Origin of the sequence: Streptomyces sp. NBC_01426 (assembly GCF_036231985.1) — a bacterium.
Classification (GTDB): domain Bacteria; phylum Actinomycetota; class Actinomycetes; order Streptomycetales; family Streptomycetaceae; genus Streptomyces.
This window is the reverse complement of sequence record NZ_CP109500.1, coordinates 3404526-3418427: the sequence shown is the minus strand read 5'-3', so window position 1 is coordinate 3418427 and position 13902 is coordinate 3404526. Positions and strand designations below refer to the sequence as shown.

General features: G+C 71.5%; 13 protein-coding genes. 8 read left to right on the top strand and 5 right to left on the bottom strand.

Annotated elements, in window-relative coordinates; translation table 11 throughout:
* Nucleotides 1-13: 13 nt before the first annotated feature.
* The 5 genes from OG906_RS14960 to OG906_RS14940 form a co-directional block, all read right to left on the bottom strand.
* A complete protein-coding gene (locus OG906_RS14960; protein ID WP_329443185.1) occupies nt 14-1093 on the bottom strand; it encodes a 2-oxoacid:ferredoxin oxidoreductase subunit beta in 1080 nt (359 codons plus the stop codon).
* Nucleotides 1086-3035 carry a 2-oxoacid:acceptor oxidoreductase subunit alpha gene (locus OG906_RS14955; protein ID WP_329443183.1) on the bottom strand — a complete coding sequence of 650 codons (1950 nt, stop codon included), beginning with the start codon at nt 3033-3035 and terminating at the stop codon, nt 1086-1088. The genes OG906_RS14960 and OG906_RS14955 overlap by 8 nt, the downstream gene beginning before the upstream one ends.
* A 233-nt stretch (nt 3036-3268) precedes the next feature.
* Nucleotides 3269-3928 carry a response regulator transcription factor gene (locus OG906_RS14950; protein ID WP_329448027.1) on the bottom strand — a complete coding sequence of 220 codons (660 nt, stop codon included), beginning with the start codon at nt 3926-3928 and terminating at the stop codon, nt 3269-3271.
* A gap of 433 nt (nt 3929-4361) precedes the next feature.
* A complete protein-coding gene (locus OG906_RS14945; protein WP_329443181.1) occupies nt 4362-5690 on the bottom strand; it encodes a sensor histidine kinase in 1329 nt (442 codons plus the stop codon).
* A 234-nt stretch (nt 5691-5924) separates the two neighbouring features.
* A complete protein-coding gene (locus tag OG906_RS14940; protein WP_329443179.1) occupies nt 5925-7115 on the bottom strand; it encodes a sensor histidine kinase in 1191 nt (396 codons plus the stop codon).
* Nucleotides 7116-7271: 156 nt separating this feature from the next.
* Between OG906_RS14940 and OG906_RS14935 the strand changes: the two genes are divergently transcribed.
* Genes OG906_RS14935 through OG906_RS14900 form a run of 8 tightly spaced genes read left to right on the top strand, consistent with a single transcriptional unit; the run spans nt 7272 to nt 13882 of the window.
* Nucleotides 7272-7679 (top strand): NADH-quinone oxidoreductase subunit A, encoded by a 408-nt coding sequence (locus OG906_RS14935; protein ID WP_267796350.1) that lies wholly within the window; start codon nt 7272-7274, stop codon nt 7677-7679.
* Complete coding sequence (locus OG906_RS14930; RefSeq protein WP_267796349.1) at nt 7670-8275, top strand: NADH-quinone oxidoreductase subunit B; 606 nt, start codon at nt 7670-7672, stop codon at nt 8273-8275. The genes OG906_RS14935 and OG906_RS14930 overlap by 10 nt, the downstream gene beginning before the upstream one ends.
* Complete coding sequence (locus tag OG906_RS14925; RefSeq protein ID WP_329443177.1) at nt 8272-9357, top strand: NADH-quinone oxidoreductase subunit C; 1086 nt, start codon at nt 8272-8274, stop codon at nt 9355-9357. Before OG906_RS14930 ends, OG906_RS14925 begins: the two co-directional genes overlap by 4 nt.
* Nucleotides 9354-10322 carry a complex I subunit 1/NuoH family protein gene (locus OG906_RS14920; RefSeq protein ID WP_329443175.1) on the top strand — a complete coding sequence of 323 codons (969 nt, stop codon included), beginning with the start codon at nt 9354-9356 and terminating at the stop codon, nt 10320-10322. The genes OG906_RS14925 and OG906_RS14920 overlap by 4 nt, the downstream gene beginning before the upstream one ends.
* On the top strand, nt 10322-10900 hold the full coding sequence (locus OG906_RS14915; protein WP_329443173.1) for a NuoI/complex I 23 kDa subunit family protein: 579 nt from the start codon (nt 10322-10324) through the stop codon (nt 10898-10900). The genes OG906_RS14920 and OG906_RS14915 overlap by 1 nt, the downstream gene beginning before the upstream one ends.
* Nucleotides 10897-11481, top strand: coding sequence for an NADH-quinone oxidoreductase subunit J family protein (locus OG906_RS14910; RefSeq protein ID WP_267796345.1), 585 nt, complete (start codon nt 10897-10899; stop codon nt 11479-11481). The genes OG906_RS14915 and OG906_RS14910 overlap by 4 nt, the downstream gene beginning before the upstream one ends.
* A complete protein-coding gene (gene nuoK, locus OG906_RS14905) occupies nt 11481-11837 on the top strand; it encodes an NADH-quinone oxidoreductase subunit NuoK (protein ID WP_267796344.1) in 357 nt (118 codons plus the stop codon). Before OG906_RS14910 ends, nuoK begins: the two co-directional genes overlap by 1 nt.
* Nucleotides 11834-13882 (top strand): NADH-quinone oxidoreductase subunit 5 family protein, encoded by a 2049-nt coding sequence (locus OG906_RS14900; RefSeq protein ID WP_329443170.1) that lies wholly within the window; start codon nt 11834-11836, stop codon nt 13880-13882. The genes nuoK and OG906_RS14900 overlap by 4 nt, the downstream gene beginning before the upstream one ends.
* Nucleotides 13883-13902: the final 20 nt, after the last annotated feature.

Genomic DNA, 13902 nt, shown 5'->3' with positions numbered 1-13902 from the left:
GGCCGGCGGTCGGTCAGCCGACCACGGTCCAGGTGTCGTTGCCGGTCAGCAGCGTCGTCAGGTCGCCCTTGCCGTTCCGATCGATCGCGGTGTCGAGTTGGTCGGCCATGAGGGTGTCGTAGACGGGTCGTTGGACGCTGCGCAGGACTCCGATGGGGGTGTGGTGGAGGGTGTCGGGGTCGGCGAGGCGGGAGAGGGCGAAGGCGGTGGTGGGGCTGGTGGTGTGGGCGTCGTGGACGAGGAGGTGGGGGGTGTTCTCGGGGGTGAGGGTGACTGCTTCGAGGTCGCCGGTGGTGGGGTTGCGGATGACGCCCTTGGTGAGGTCGGTGCCGAAGCGGACGGGTTGGCCGTGTTCGAGGCGGATGACGGCTTCTTGGGCTTGTTCGTTGTCCTTGAGGGCTTCGAAGGCGCCGTCGTTGAAGATGTTGCAGTTCTGGTAGATCTCGACGAGTGCGGTGCCTTGGTGGTCGGCGGCTTGGCGCAGGACGTCGGTGAGGTGTTTGCGGTCGGAGTCGATGGTGCGGGCGACGAAGCCGGCTTCGGCTCCGATGGCGAGGGAGATGGGGTTGAAGGGGGCGTCGAGGGAGCCCATGGGGGTGGATTTGGTGATTTTGCCGAGTTCTGAGGTGGGGGAGTACTGGCCTTTGGTGAGGCCGTAGATGCGGTTGTTGAAGAGGAGGATTTTGAGGTTGACGTTGCGGCGGAGGGCGTGGATGAGGTGGTTTCCGCCGATGGAGAGGGCGTCTCCGTCGCCGGTGACGACCCAGACGGAGAGGTCGCGGCGGGAGGTGGCGAGGCCGGTGGCGATGGCGGGTGCGCGTCCGTGGATGGAGTGCATGCCGTAGGTGTTCATGTAGTAGGGGAATCGGGAGGAGCAGCCGATTCCGGAGACGAAGACGATGTTCTCCTTGGCGAGGCCGAGTTCGGGCATGAAGCCCTGGACGGCGGCGAGCACGGCGTAGTCGCCGCAGCCCGGGCACCAGCGGACCTCCTGATCCGACTTGAAGTCCTTCATCGACTGCTTCCCCTCGGCCTTGGGCACGAGGGAGAGCAGATGATGCCCGGCTTCGGACACCTCGGTGACGTCAGTCATTGATGGCCTCCTTGAGGACCGTCGCCAGCTGTTCGGCCTTGAAGGGCATCCCGTTGACCTGGTTGTACGACGTGGCGTCCACCAGGTACTTCGCCCTGATCAGGGTGGCCAGCTGCCCGAGGTTCATCTCCGGCACCACTACCTTGTCGTAACGCTTCAGGACCTCCCCGAGATTCCTCGGGAACGGGTTGAGGTGACGCAGGTGCGCCTGCGCGATCGGCAGTCCGGCGGCCCGTACCCGGCGTACGGCCGCGGTGATGGGGCCGTAGGTGGAACCCCAGCCGAGGACGAGGGTGCGGGCCTCGTCGGGGTCGTCCACGTCCAGGTCGGGGACCCGGATGCCGTCGATCTTGGCCTGGCGGGTGCGGACCATGAACTCGTGGTTGGCGGGGTCGTAGGAGATGTTGCCGGTGCCGTCCTGCTTCTCGATGCCGCCGATGCGGTGTTCGAGGCCGGGCGTGCCCGGGACCGCCCAGGGGCGCGCCAGGGTCTGCGGATCGCGTTTGTACGGCCAGAACACCTCGGTGCCGTCCGCCAGCTCGTGGTTCGGACCGGCCGCGAACTGCACGGTGAGGTCCGGCAGGTCCGTGACCTCCGGGATCTTCCAGGGCTCGGAACCGTTGGCGAGGTAGCCGTCGGACAGCAGGAACACCGGGGTCCGGTACTCCAGCGCGATCCGGGCCGCGTCGATCGCGGCGTCGAAGCAGTCCGCTGGGGTGCGCGGGGCCACGATCGGGACCGGTGCCTCGCCGTTGCGCCCGTACATGGCCTGGAGCAGGTCGGCCTGCTCGGTCTTGGTCGGCAGCCCCGTCGAGGGACCGCCCCGCTGGATGTCCACGATCAGCAGCGGCAGCTCCAGCGACACCGCCAGGCCGATCGTCTCCGACTTCAGCGCCACACCGGGACCCGAGGTGGTCGTGACCCCGAGGGCGCCGCCGAACGCCGCACCCAGGGCCGCGCCGATGCCCGCGATCTCGTCCTCGGCCTGGAAGGTCCGTACGCCGAAGTTCTTGTGTCGGCTCAGCTCGTGCAGGATGTCGGACGCCGGCGTGATCGGGTACGAGCCCAGGTACAGCGGGAGGTCCGCCTGCCGGGCCGCGGCGATGAGGCCGTACGACAGGGCCAGGTTCCCGGAGATGTTGCGGTAGGTGCCCGTCGGGAAGGACTTCGTCGCGGGGGCGACCTCGTAGGAGACCGCGAAGTCCTCGGTGGTCTCGCCGAAGTTCCAGCCGGCCCGGAAGGCGGCCACGTTCGCCTCGGCGATCTCCGGCTTCTTCGCGAACTTGGTTCGCAGGAAGGTCTCCGTGCCCTCGGTCGGGCGGTGGTACATCCACGACAGCAGGCCCAGCGCGAACATGTTCTTGCTGCGCTCGGCCTCCTTGCGCGACAGCCCGAACTCCTTCAGCGCCTCCACCGTCAGGGTCGTCAGGGGCACCGGATGGATGCTGTACGCGTCCAGCGAACCGTCCTCCAGCGGGGACGTCGCGTAGCCGACCTTGGCCATCGGGCGCTTGGTGAACTCATCGGTATTGATGATGATCTCCGCGCCGCGCGGAACGTCCGCGATATTCGCCTTCAGCGCCGCCGGATTCATCGCCACCAGCACATTCGGGGCATCGCCCGGCGTCAGGATGTCGTGATCGGCGAAATGCAGCTGAAAGGACGACACGCCCGGAAGAGTTCCGGCGGGGGCGCGAATCTCGGCGGGAAAGTTCGGCAGGGTCGAGAGGTCGTTTCCGAAGGACGCGGTTTCCGAGGTGAAACGGTCTCCGGTGAGCTGCATTCCGTCACCCGAGTCACCCGCGAATCGGATGATCACACGATCGAGGCGGCGGACTTCCTTGCCGCTCCCACCGGGCCGCGGCGACGTGCGCTGCTCGCCGACCACTGAGCCTTCGGCGCCGTCGGCCTGCTCGGCCGGGCTACTGACCTGGCTGGTCACTGAACTGGACCTCCTTCGAGGCGTGGGCGCTCGCTCCCAAGGCCAACCCTACGTCCGTGAGGTCATTCGTCCCTGGGTCGCCCGAATTCTGGACCGTCCTCTGGGGGCGGTCTGTCCGACAGACGTCGTGCAGTACGCGAAATATTCCAAACCTCCGGGCGATGGTGCCGGACCCCGACAGGTGCGTTTCGGGACCGGTACCACCACACCTCACCTGACAGAGTGTCAGTTGATCAAGATCTTAGATAGGTGAGAACCGCCAGTACACGCCGGTGATCCCCCTCGCTCGGGGACAGGCCGAGCTTCATGAAGATATTGCTGACGTGCTTTTCCACCGCGCCGTCGCTCACCACGAGCTGCTTCGCCACCGCGGAATTGGTGCGCCCCTCGGCCATCAGGCCCAGCACCTCCCGCTCGCGCGGCGTCAGGTTCGCCAGCACGTCCTGCTTGCGGCTGCGGCCCAGCAGCTGGGCGACCACCTCGGGATCCAGGGCCGTACCGCCCCTGGCCACGCGTACGACCGCGTCCAGGAACTCCCGGACCTCGGCCACCCGATCCTTGAGCAGATACCCCACCCCGGTGCTGGAACCGGCCAGCAGTTCGGTGGCGTACTGCTCCTCCACGTACTGCGACAGCACCAGCACCCCGATCCCGGGATGGTCGCGGCGCAGCCGCACGGCGGCCCGCACCCCCTCGTCGGTGTGCGTCGGCGGCATCCGCACGTCGGCCACCACCACGTCCGGCAGCGCGTCCTGCGCCGCCAGCTCGTCCACTGTCTTGATCAGGGCTTCCGCGTCCCCGACGCCGGCGACGACGTCATGCCCCCGGTCGGTCAGCAACCGGGTCAGGCCCTCGCGCAGCAGCACTGAATCCTCGGCGATGACCACCCGCACCCTGTCTTCCACTTCTCAGCAGCTCCCGCATCCACTCGTCACCCGCATACCTGGCAGACCCAAGCATCCCAGCCGGCCGCCCCGACGAAGGCGAATCCGAGCCAACTGCTCGCCGTCGGCCGGGATTCGACCATGCGGTGCGTGCGGTGCGGTGCCGTTCGGCTGGGTGCGGTCGGTCCGGGCGTCGGCTTGGCGGACCGGCCGCCGGGCGCGCGGACGGGACCCCCGCCCATCCGGACGGGGGTCCCGCGGCACGGCGACGCCAAGGCCTGGGCCGTCTCTTTCGGATCGTGCCGGGGCCGCGGCGCCCGGTACCGCCCCTGGCGGCGTTGTCGGGGCACCCGAGTACGTCCCGTACACGGGCGCCGCTGCGCCTTGCCAGGCACGGCACCGGACACCGCGGCCCGGACCGACAAGATCCGAAAGAGACGACCTAGCGACCCGGTACGCCCGCCGGCTCGCGGTCGCGCCACGGCAGCTCCGCGGTGGCCGTCGTACCGCCACCGGCGGGGGAGTCCACGACGAGCACCCCGTCCACCGCGTCCAGCCGCCCGGTGAGCCCCGCCAGCCCCGACCCGGCCCCGGCCGACGCCCCGCCCCGGCCGTCGTCCGCGACCTGGATCAGCACCCGGTCGCCGGACCGCCAGACGTCCACGCTCGCGGTCCGCGCCATCGCGTGCCTGCTCACGTTCTGCAGCAGTTCCGACACCACGAAGTACGCGATGCCCTCGATCGCCGCCGCCGGCCGGGCCGGCAGGTCCACCGACACCCGCACCGGCACCGCGCACCGCGCGGCCACCGAGGACAGTGCCGCGTCCAGTCCCCGGTCCGTCAGGACCGCCGGGTGGATGCCCCGCGCCAGGTCCCGCAGCTCCTGGAGGGCGATCTTCACCTCGCCGTGCGCCTCGTCCACCATGCGCGCGGCCTCCCGGGGGTCCTCGGTCAGCTTCTCCTTCGCCAGCCCCAGGTCCATGGCCAGGGCCGCCAGCCGGGCCTGGGCCCCGTCGTGCAGGTCCCGCTCGATGCGCCGCAGGTCGGCGGCGGCGGTGTCCACCACGATGCCCCGGTCGGACTCCAGTTCCGTGACCCGGTGCGCGAGCCGGGACGGGCCCAGCAGGCCGGTGACCAGCACCCGGTCCACGGTCGTCAGGGCGCGCAGCACCCAGGGGGTGGCGAGGGTGAGGGCGAGTCCGAGCAGGAAGGTGGCGGCGATGGTGAGCGGGGAGTCCAGGTAGAAGGCGTAGTCGTCGTTCCGGAACACCTGGAGCCCGGGCTGGTCGGTGAAGGCCGGGAAGACCCAGAACCAGAGCGGGTACAGCAGGAGGCCCCACCCGTACGTCCAGAACACCAGCGCCACGCAGAAGCCGAACACCGCCCACGGGAAGTGGACCACCGAGTACAACACGTGCCGCCAGGCGCTCCCGCTCTTGAGCAGGGCCCCCATGGCGGCCATCGCCCCGCTCTTGCGGGCCCTGATCGGCTCGGGATCCGCGACGTCCACCCGCAGCAGCCCCCGCACCCGGGCCCGCTCCACCTGTCCGAAGCCGCGGCTCATCGCGAGCACCCCGGCCAGGACCGGAACCCCGAGGAAGGTCACGAGCAGACCCGCGCCGAGACTCACCCCGGTGACGGCGAGGCAGAAGTACAGGGTGCTCAGCGGGAACCCGAGCAGCAGGAACCCCAACTCCCGCCAGGTTCGCGCCGCCACGGGAGCCCGCAACACCGTGCCGATCCCCGTGCTCGTGCCCGTGTCCTTGCCCATGATCGCGACCCGCCCTTCGTGTCCGCCCTTTACCCCTCAACCCTGCCGCCGGGCCGCCCCCGGGACCATGCGGCGGGTCGGCCTGTCCGGAGGGGGGTTAACCCCACCCCGCCCCACCCCGACCCACCCCGCCCGGCCTCACCCCACCCCGCACGCGAAAGCGGGGCCCCGTCCACCCGGACGGGAGCCCCGCGCCCACCACGTCGCCGCAGGAGCCGAACGAGACGACAGGACCTACCGGGCCGCTACCCCCGCCGGCTCGCGGTCGCGCCACGGCAGCTCCGCCGTGATCGTCGTCCCCACACCCTCCGGGGAGTCCACGACGAACACCCCGTCCACCGCGTCCAGCCGCTCGGTGAGACCCGCCAAACCCGACCCGGCCCGCGCGGACGCGCCACCGCGCCCGTCGTCCGAGACCCGGATCAGCAGCCGCGGACCCGTCCGCCACACCTCCACGCCCGCGCCCCGCGCCGCCGCGTGCTTGCTCACGTTCTGCAGCAGTTCCGACACCACGAAGTACGCGATGCCCTCGATCGCCGCCGCCGGCCGCGCCGCCAGGTCCACGTGCACCTTCACCGGCACCAGGCACCGCGCGGCCACCGAGGACAGCGCCGCGTCCAGTCCCCGGTCCGTCAGGACCGCCGGGTGGATGCCCCGCGCCAGGTCCCGCAGCTCCTGGAGCGCCAGCTTCACTTCCCCGTGCGCCTCGTCCACCATCGCGGCCGCGCCCTCCGGGTCCTCCAGCAGCTTCTCCTTCGCCAGGCCCAGCCCCATCGCCAGGGCCACCAGCCGGGCCTGGGCCCCGTCGTGCAGGTCCCGTTCGATGCGCCGCAGGTCCGCGGCCGAGGTGTCGACCACCACCGTCCGGTCGGACTCCAGCTCCGCGATCCGCCGCTCCAGCTCGTCGGACGGGGACAGCAGGCCCCGTACCATCGCCCGGTCCACGCTCGTCAGCCAGCGGGCCACCCACGGCAGGACCGGCCACAGCACGAACAGCCCGGTCAAAGCGACGGTGAAGGTGAGCACCCCCCAGGGCAGCCGGACCAGTTCGAACAGCACGGTCCGCCAGGCGACGGGATCCTTGATGCTCGACCACAGCCAGGGGAAGAACCCGCCGGAGCGGCGCGGGCCGGGGATCGGCGTCGGCTCGTCCACCCGTACGCCCAACAGCCACCGGGAGCGCGCCCGTTCCAGCTTCCCGAGCTGCCGCGAACCGAGCAGCCCGCACGCGAGCAACGGCAGCCCGATCGCGGTCACGGACAGACCGCCCGCGGTCGAGACCGTGACCACCGTGTAGACGAAACCGATCAGCGCCGCCGGCAGATTGCTCAGCAGGTGCGCGATCTCCTTCCACGTGGCCGCGCCGAAGGCCGCACGTACGGGTGGAAGGAGATCGTCCTGGGAAGTGCGGATGCTCGCGGTCATGCCGCACAGCCTGCCAATTTCCGCCCGGCGTTGCCATGGGGTGGCCCGGCGGCAGTGAACGGGGGATAACCCCACCCCGCGTGGCCCAGGCCCTAGACTCCCGTGCGTACCAGATCACCCTGATCGTCGACAGTGGCCGAGGAGCGAGGAACGGACGTGCCCGACCCAACGGTATCGACCGTGACCGTGCACGCGGCGGACTACTTCCGAAGCTATTCGGTCGTCGGCCTGCTCGCCGTGCTCGGCGTGCTGTTCGTCGCCGTGGCCTTCGGCGCCGGCCGACTGCTGCGGCCCGTGGTCCCCACCCCCGAGAAGCTCCTGACGTACGAATGCGGCGTGGACCCCGTCGGCGAGGGCTGGGCACACACCCAGGTCCGCTACTACGTCTACGCGTTCCTCTACGTCATCTTCGCCGTCGACTCGATCTTCCTGTTCCCGTGGGCGACCGTGTTCGCCGCCGCCGGCTACGGCGCCACGACCCTGGTCGAGATGTTCGTCTTCCTGGGCTTCCTGGCCGTCGGCCTGCTCTATGCGTACAAGAAGGGCGTCCTCGAATGGCTGTGACACCGGCGGGGACACCGGCCGAGCCGCAGTCGCTTCCCGAGCCGAAGCGGCTGGGAGTGCTCTCCCGACTGGCACCCGAACCCATGAAGGTGGTCCTGAACTGGGGCCGCCGCTACAGCCTGTGGGTCTTCAACTTCGGCCTGGCCTGCTGCGCGATCGAGTTCATCGCCGCGTCCATGGCACGACACGACTTCATCCGACTCGGCGTCATCCCCTTCGCGCCGGGACCCCGGCAGGCCGACCTGATGATCGTCTCGGGCACGGTCACCGACAAGATGGCCCCCGCCGTGAAGCGGCTCTACGAGCAGATGCCGGAGCCGAAGTACGTCATCTCCTTCGGCGCCTGCTCCAACTGCGGCGGACCGTACTGGGACTCGTACTCCGTCACCAAGGGCGTCGACCAGATCATCCCGGTCGACGTCTACGTGCCCGGCTGCCCGCCGCGCCCCGAGGCGCTGCTCCAGGGGATCCTCAAGCTCCAGGAGAAGATCGCCCGAGAGTCGCTCGCGGACCGCTACGCGAATCCGTCCGTCGCCCAGCTCACCAGCGGGCTGGTCACGCCCCCGCCCGCACCCTCGGCGGGGGCCGGCGCGTGAACCTCTACGACTCCCTGCCCGACGCGGCGGCGACGGTCTTCGGCGCCGAGGCCGTGGGCTCCTTCGCGTACGACGTCCTCACGGTGGACGTCCCCGTCGGATCCTGGATCTCCTCGCTGGAGATCGCCCGCGACAAGCTGGGCTGCACCTACTTCGACTGGCTGAGCGCGGTGGACGAGCCGGGCACCGGCTTCCAGGTCTGCGCGCACGTCGTCTCGCTGGAGAACCACCGCGTACGCCGCCTGCTGCTGCGCACCACCGTCCCGCACGCGGCGGCCTCGCTGCCCTCCGCCGTCGCCGTCTACGCGGGGGCGGAATGGCACGAGCGGGAGACCTTCGAGATGTTCGGGGTGACCTTCACCGACCACCCTCACCTCGTCCCCCTCCTGCTCCCCGAGAACTTCGAGGGCCACCCGCTGCGCAAGGACTTCGTGCTCGCGGCCCGCGTCGCCAAGGCCTGGCCCGGCGCCAAGGAACCGGGCGAGGCGCACGACCCCAACGCCCCGAAGCGACGGCAGATGCTGCCGCCGGGCGTCCCCGACCCCAACGACTGGGGCCCCCTCAAGGGCCAACTGCCGCCGGCCCCCAGCCGCCCCGCCCGCACCCCGCGCGCGGCCGGCGGCGCGGGCGCCCCGGCGCGGACGCCCCGCGAGGGCGCGCCGGTCCGCCGTACCCGCTCGGTGGCCGAGGGGTCCGCGACCCAGGCGCCCCCGGCCGAAGGCGAGCCCCCGGTGCGGCCGGTGCGGCGCAGCCGTTCGGTCGCGGACGGCTCCGCGAGCCAGGCCGGCCCGCCCGGGCCTGCGACCGGGGCCCCGGACGCGCCCGCCGCGCCGCCGCCGGCCGGTCGCAGCAGCGACGCGCCCTGGCACGACCCGAAGCCCGCCTTCGAGGAACCGACGCCGACCGCGACGCCCGCCCCGCCCGAGCCGCCCCCGGCCCCGGCGGACGGACCGACCCCGGACAAGGCCCCCGGCAAGGCCCCCGGCAAGAGCCCGGACAAGGCCCCGGACGAGAAGCCCGACACGGCATCCGGGTCCGAGTCCACCCCCGACCCCACCCCCGACAACGGAGGCGACGCGTGAACGACGTCCTCGACGTCGCCCTGCGACTGATCGTCGTCTTCGTCGTCTTCCTCGTGCTCCCGCTCGTCGTCGGGCAGACCGAGCACAAGGTGATGGCCCACATGCAGGGCCGCCTCGGCCCCATGTACGCGGGCGGCTTCCACGGCTGGGCGCAGCTCGTCGCCGACGGCGTGAAGTTCGCGCAGAAGGAGGACATCGTCCCGGCCAACGCCGACCGGCGGATCTTCCAGCTCGCCCCCGCCGTCGCGCTGCTCCCCTACCTCCTGGTCCTCCTCGTCATCCCCATCGGCCCCGGCGAGGGCGCGGTCGGCCAGGTCATCGACGCGGGCCTGTTCTTCGCCCTCGCCGTCATGGGCGTCGGCGTCCTCGGCAGCCTGATGGCCGGCTGGGCCTCCGCGAACAAGTTCTCCCTGCTGGGCGGTCTTCGTACCGCCGCCCAACTGCTGGCGTACGAGCTGCCCATGCTGCTCACGGCCGCCTCGGTGGCCATGGCGGCCGGCACGGTCTCCCTCCCCGGCATCGTCGACGCCTTCCAGTGGTGGTGGCTGCCCTGGCAGATCGTCGGCGCGCTCGTCTTCTTCGTCGCCGGCCTCGCCGAACTCCAACGGCCGCCCTTCGACATGCCCGTCGCCGACTCCGAGATCATCTTCGGCGCGTACACCGAGTACACCGGTCTGCGCTTCGCGCTGTTCCTGCTCGCCGAGTACGCCGGCATCGTCGTCCTCTGCGGCCTCACCACCGTCCTCTTCCTCGGCGGCTGGCACGGCCCCTTCGGCGGGGACGACCTGGGGTGGGTCTGGACCCTCCTCAAGGTCGCCGTCCTAGCCTTCGTGGTGATCTGGCTCCGCGTGAGCTACCCCCGGCTGCGCGAGGACCAGTTGCAGAAGCTCGCCTGGACCGTCCTCATCCCCCTCGCGCTCGCCCAGATCGCGCTCACCGGCATCGTGAAGGTGGCGATCAACTGATGCCCGTTCCCGGATCCGGCCTGGCCAAGGGCCTCGCCGTCACCCTGCGCACGATGACGAGGCGCTCGCACACCGCCCAGTACCCCGAGGTCCAGCCCGAACTCCCGCCGCGCAGCCGCGGCGTCATCGGGCTGTTCGAGGAGAACTGCACGGTCTGCATGCTCTGCGCGCGCGAGTGCCCCGACTGGTGCATCTACATCGACTCCCACAAGGAGACGGTGCCCGCCGCCGCCCCCGGTGGCCGCGAGCGCAGCCGCAACGTCCTCGACCGCTTCGCCATCGACTTCGCCCTCTGCATGTACTGCGGCATCTGCATCGAGGTGTGTCCCTTCGACGCCCTCTTCTGGTCGCCGGAGTTCGAGTACGCGGAGAGCGACATCCTCGAACTCACCCACGAGCGCGACAAGCTCCGCGAATGGATGTGGACCGTGCCGGCCCCGCCCGCCCTGGACCCGGCCGCAGAGGAGCCCAAGGAGATCGCCGCCGCCCGCAAGGCGGTGGACAAGGCGGAAGCGGCGGCCGCCGCCGAAGCAGCCGCCGCGACCGAGACACCGACCGACCCGGAGGGAGACGCGTGAGCCCCGCCGCCGCCCTGGCCGCCACCGGCCCCGGCTTCCTCTCCCCGACGGGCGTCGAGATCGCCTTCGTCCTCGTCGGCCTCGCCACCCTCGGCGCGGCCCTCGTCACGGTCACCACCAGGCAACTCGTGCACGCCGCGCTGTGGCTGGTCGTGGCGCTCGGCGGGATCGCCGTCGAGTACCTGCTGCTGACCGCCGAGTTCATCGCGTGGGTGCAGGTGCTGATCTACCTCGGTTCCGTGGTCGTCCTGCTCCTGTTCGGACTGATGCTGACCAAGGCGCCCATCGGCCGGTCCCCGGACGCCGACTCGGGCAACCGCCCGGTCGCCCTCGGCGTCGCGATCGTCGCGGCCGCCGCCCTCGTCTGGGTCGTCGTCGACGCCTTCCGCACCACCTGGATCGACCTCGACGGGGCCGCTCAGGGATCCACCCGGGTCACCGGCGAGTTCCTCTTCCAGCACTGGGTGCTGCCCTTCGAGGCCCTCTCCGTGCTCCTCCTCGCGGCGCTGATCGGCGCCATCGTGCTGTCCCGCAGGAACGACCCCGCCGCCGGCCCCGACGACCAGAAGGGGCCGCGCTGATGCATCTCGCCTACCCGGCCGTCCTCGCGGCGCTCCTCTTCTGCGTCGGCCTGTACGGGGTGCTCGCCCGCCGCAACGCCATCCTCGTCCTGATGGCCGTCGAGCTGATGCTCAACGCCGTCAACCTCAACCTGGTGGCCTTCGACGTCTGGCTGCGCGACGCCCTGCACGCCGGCCAGGCCCTCACCCTCTTCACCATCGCCATCGCCGCCGCCGAGATCGGCATCGGCCTCGCGATCGTGCTGACGGTGTACCGCAACCGGGGCACCTCGGACATCGACAAGCTGCGCGACACCGCCGAGGGCCACGAGCCCGCCCCGACCGATCCGAGCAACCAGAGCGAGGTCACCGCGTGAGCACCACGACCCTCGCGGTCCTCGTCCCCCTCCTCCCGTTCCTGGGCGCGGTGGCGGGACTGCTGTGCGGCCGCAGTGCCCCCGGCTTCGTCCGGCCGCTCGCCATCCTGCCGACGCTGGGCGCCGCCGTGCTGGCCGTGCTCGTCGCCGTCCGCCAGGGCGGCGGCCCGGCCATCGACACCGCGACCGAACTGACCCCGACCGGCTCGGTGCCGATCGAGCTCGGCCTGTACGTGGACGGCTTCGCGGCCCTGGTCGCCGTACTGGTCGGCGTGGTCGCCACCTGCGTGCAGCTCTACTCCACGGCCTACCTCCGCGAGGACCCGCGCTACCCCTCGTACGCGGCCCTGGTCTCCCTGTTCACCTCCGCCATGCTGGTCGTCGTCTACTCCGGCGACCTGATGGTGCTGCTGGTCGGCTGGGAGGTCATGGGCATCTGCTCGTACTTCCTCGTCGGTCACTACTGGGAGACCGAGGCGGCCCGCTCCGCCTCCCTGAAGGCCTTCCTCGTCACCAAGCTCGGCGACGTGCCCTTCCTCATCGGCCTGTTCGCGCTCGCCACGGACGCCGGGTCCTTCCGGATCACCGAGATCCTGGACACCGTCGGCGCCGGCGGCCTCGACCACCCGACGCTCATCGCGCTGCTCCTCCTCGCCGGAGTCGCCGGCAAGTCCGCGCAGTTCCCGCTGCACACCTGGCTGCCCGACGCCATGGCGGGCCCCACCCCGGTCTCCGCGCTGATCCACGCCGCGACGATGGTCGCCGCCGGCGTCTACTTCGTGGCCCGGCTGCTCCCGGTCTTCGCGGCCTCCCAGGCCGCGCTGGTGGTGATGGCCGCCATGGCGGCCGTCACCATGGTCGGCTCGGCCCTCGCCGCCCTGGCCCAGGACGACATCAAGCGCGTACTGGCCTACTCCACGATCGGCCAGCTCGGCTACATGATGGGCGCCCTGGCCGTCGGCGACCGGGGCGCGGCCGTCTTCCACCTCCTGTCGCACGGCGCGTTCAAGGCGCTCCTCTTCCTCGGCGCGGGCGTGATCATCCACGCGGCCGGCACGAACTCCCTGGCCGCCATGTCCCGCACGTCCGACCTGGCCAAGCGCATCCCCGACGCGTTCTGGACGATGACGATCGCGCTCCTCGCGCTCGCCGCCCTCCCGCCCTTCGCCGGCTTCTTCTCCAAAGAGGCGATCCTCGTCGCCGCCGAGCGCACCGCCACCGGCCACTCCGACTTCGCCCCCGGCGCGGCCGGCTGGCTGGTGCTCGTCTCCGGCGTGCTGACCGCCCTGCTCACCGCCGCCTACGCCACCCGGCTGTGGCTGATGGCCTTCCGCGGCCGGGGCGCGACCGTTCCCGACCACGGCAGGCAGCCCCTCGCCATGACCGGCGTGCTGTGGCTGCTGGCGATCCCCTCGGTGGCCTTCGGCCTCGCCGCCGGCCCCCTCGCGGACTGGTTCGACGGCGGGCGGCTCACCCCGTCGATGGTCACCTCGATCCTCGGCGTCGGCGCCGCCGTCATCGGCGTCCTGCTGACCTACGGCCTCTGGCAGCGCGCCTCCGCCACGGCATACGCGGCCCCCGCCGCGATCGGACCCGCTGCCGCCGCCGTCACCGACGAGCCCGCCGCCGTCGCGGCCGGCGTCTCCGCCGCCACCGCCGCGGCGGAGTCCGCGGCCGAGGCCCCCGAGGTCGCCGAGGTCACCCACGAGCACCCCACCGTCCCCGCCGGCCCCGCCCCCGACCCGGGCAAGGCGCTCCTCGGCCCGCTGCACCGCCACGCGGCGGACGGCTTCCACCTCGACGCCGTCTACGACCGGCTGTTCGTCCGCCCCGTACGCGCCGCCGCCGGCCTGGTCCGCTTCCTCGACCGGGAGGTCGTGGACACGTACGTCCGCGGCGCGGGCGCCGGCCCCCGGCTGCTCGGCGCCCTCGTCCGCCGCGCCCAGACCGGCAACGTGCAGAGCTACCTGAGCGCCCTGCTCGCCGGCGCCGTGGTCCTGGCGATCGCCACCGCCGTCCTCGCCAACGTCAACGCCGGATCGTGAGCCGTGAGTCAGCCGTGATT

Bases quoted from the DNA above. Each gene is read 5' to 3' on its own strand.
- OG906_RS14940 (WP_329443179.1), bottom strand. From the start codon at position 7,115: ATGACCGCGAGCATCCGCACTTCCCAGGACGATCTCCTTCCACCCGTA.
- OG906_RS14960 (WP_329443185.1), bottom strand. From the start codon at position 1,093: ATGACTGACGTCACCGAGGTGTCCGAAGCCGGGCATCATCTGCTCTCC.
- OG906_RS14915 (WP_329443173.1), top strand. From the start codon at position 10,322: ATGCCCGTTCCCGGATCCGGCCTGGCCAAGGGCCTCGCCGTCACCCTG.
- OG906_RS14930 (WP_267796349.1), top strand. From the start codon at position 7,670: ATGGCTGTGACACCGGCGGGGACACCGGCCGAGCCGCAGTCGCTTCCC.
- OG906_RS14945 (WP_329443181.1), bottom strand. From the start codon at position 5,690: ATGGGCAAGGACACGGGCACGAGCACGGGGATCGGCACGGTGTTGCGG.
- nuoK (WP_267796344.1), top strand. From the start codon at position 11,481: ATGCATCTCGCCTACCCGGCCGTCCTCGCGGCGCTCCTCTTCTGCGTC.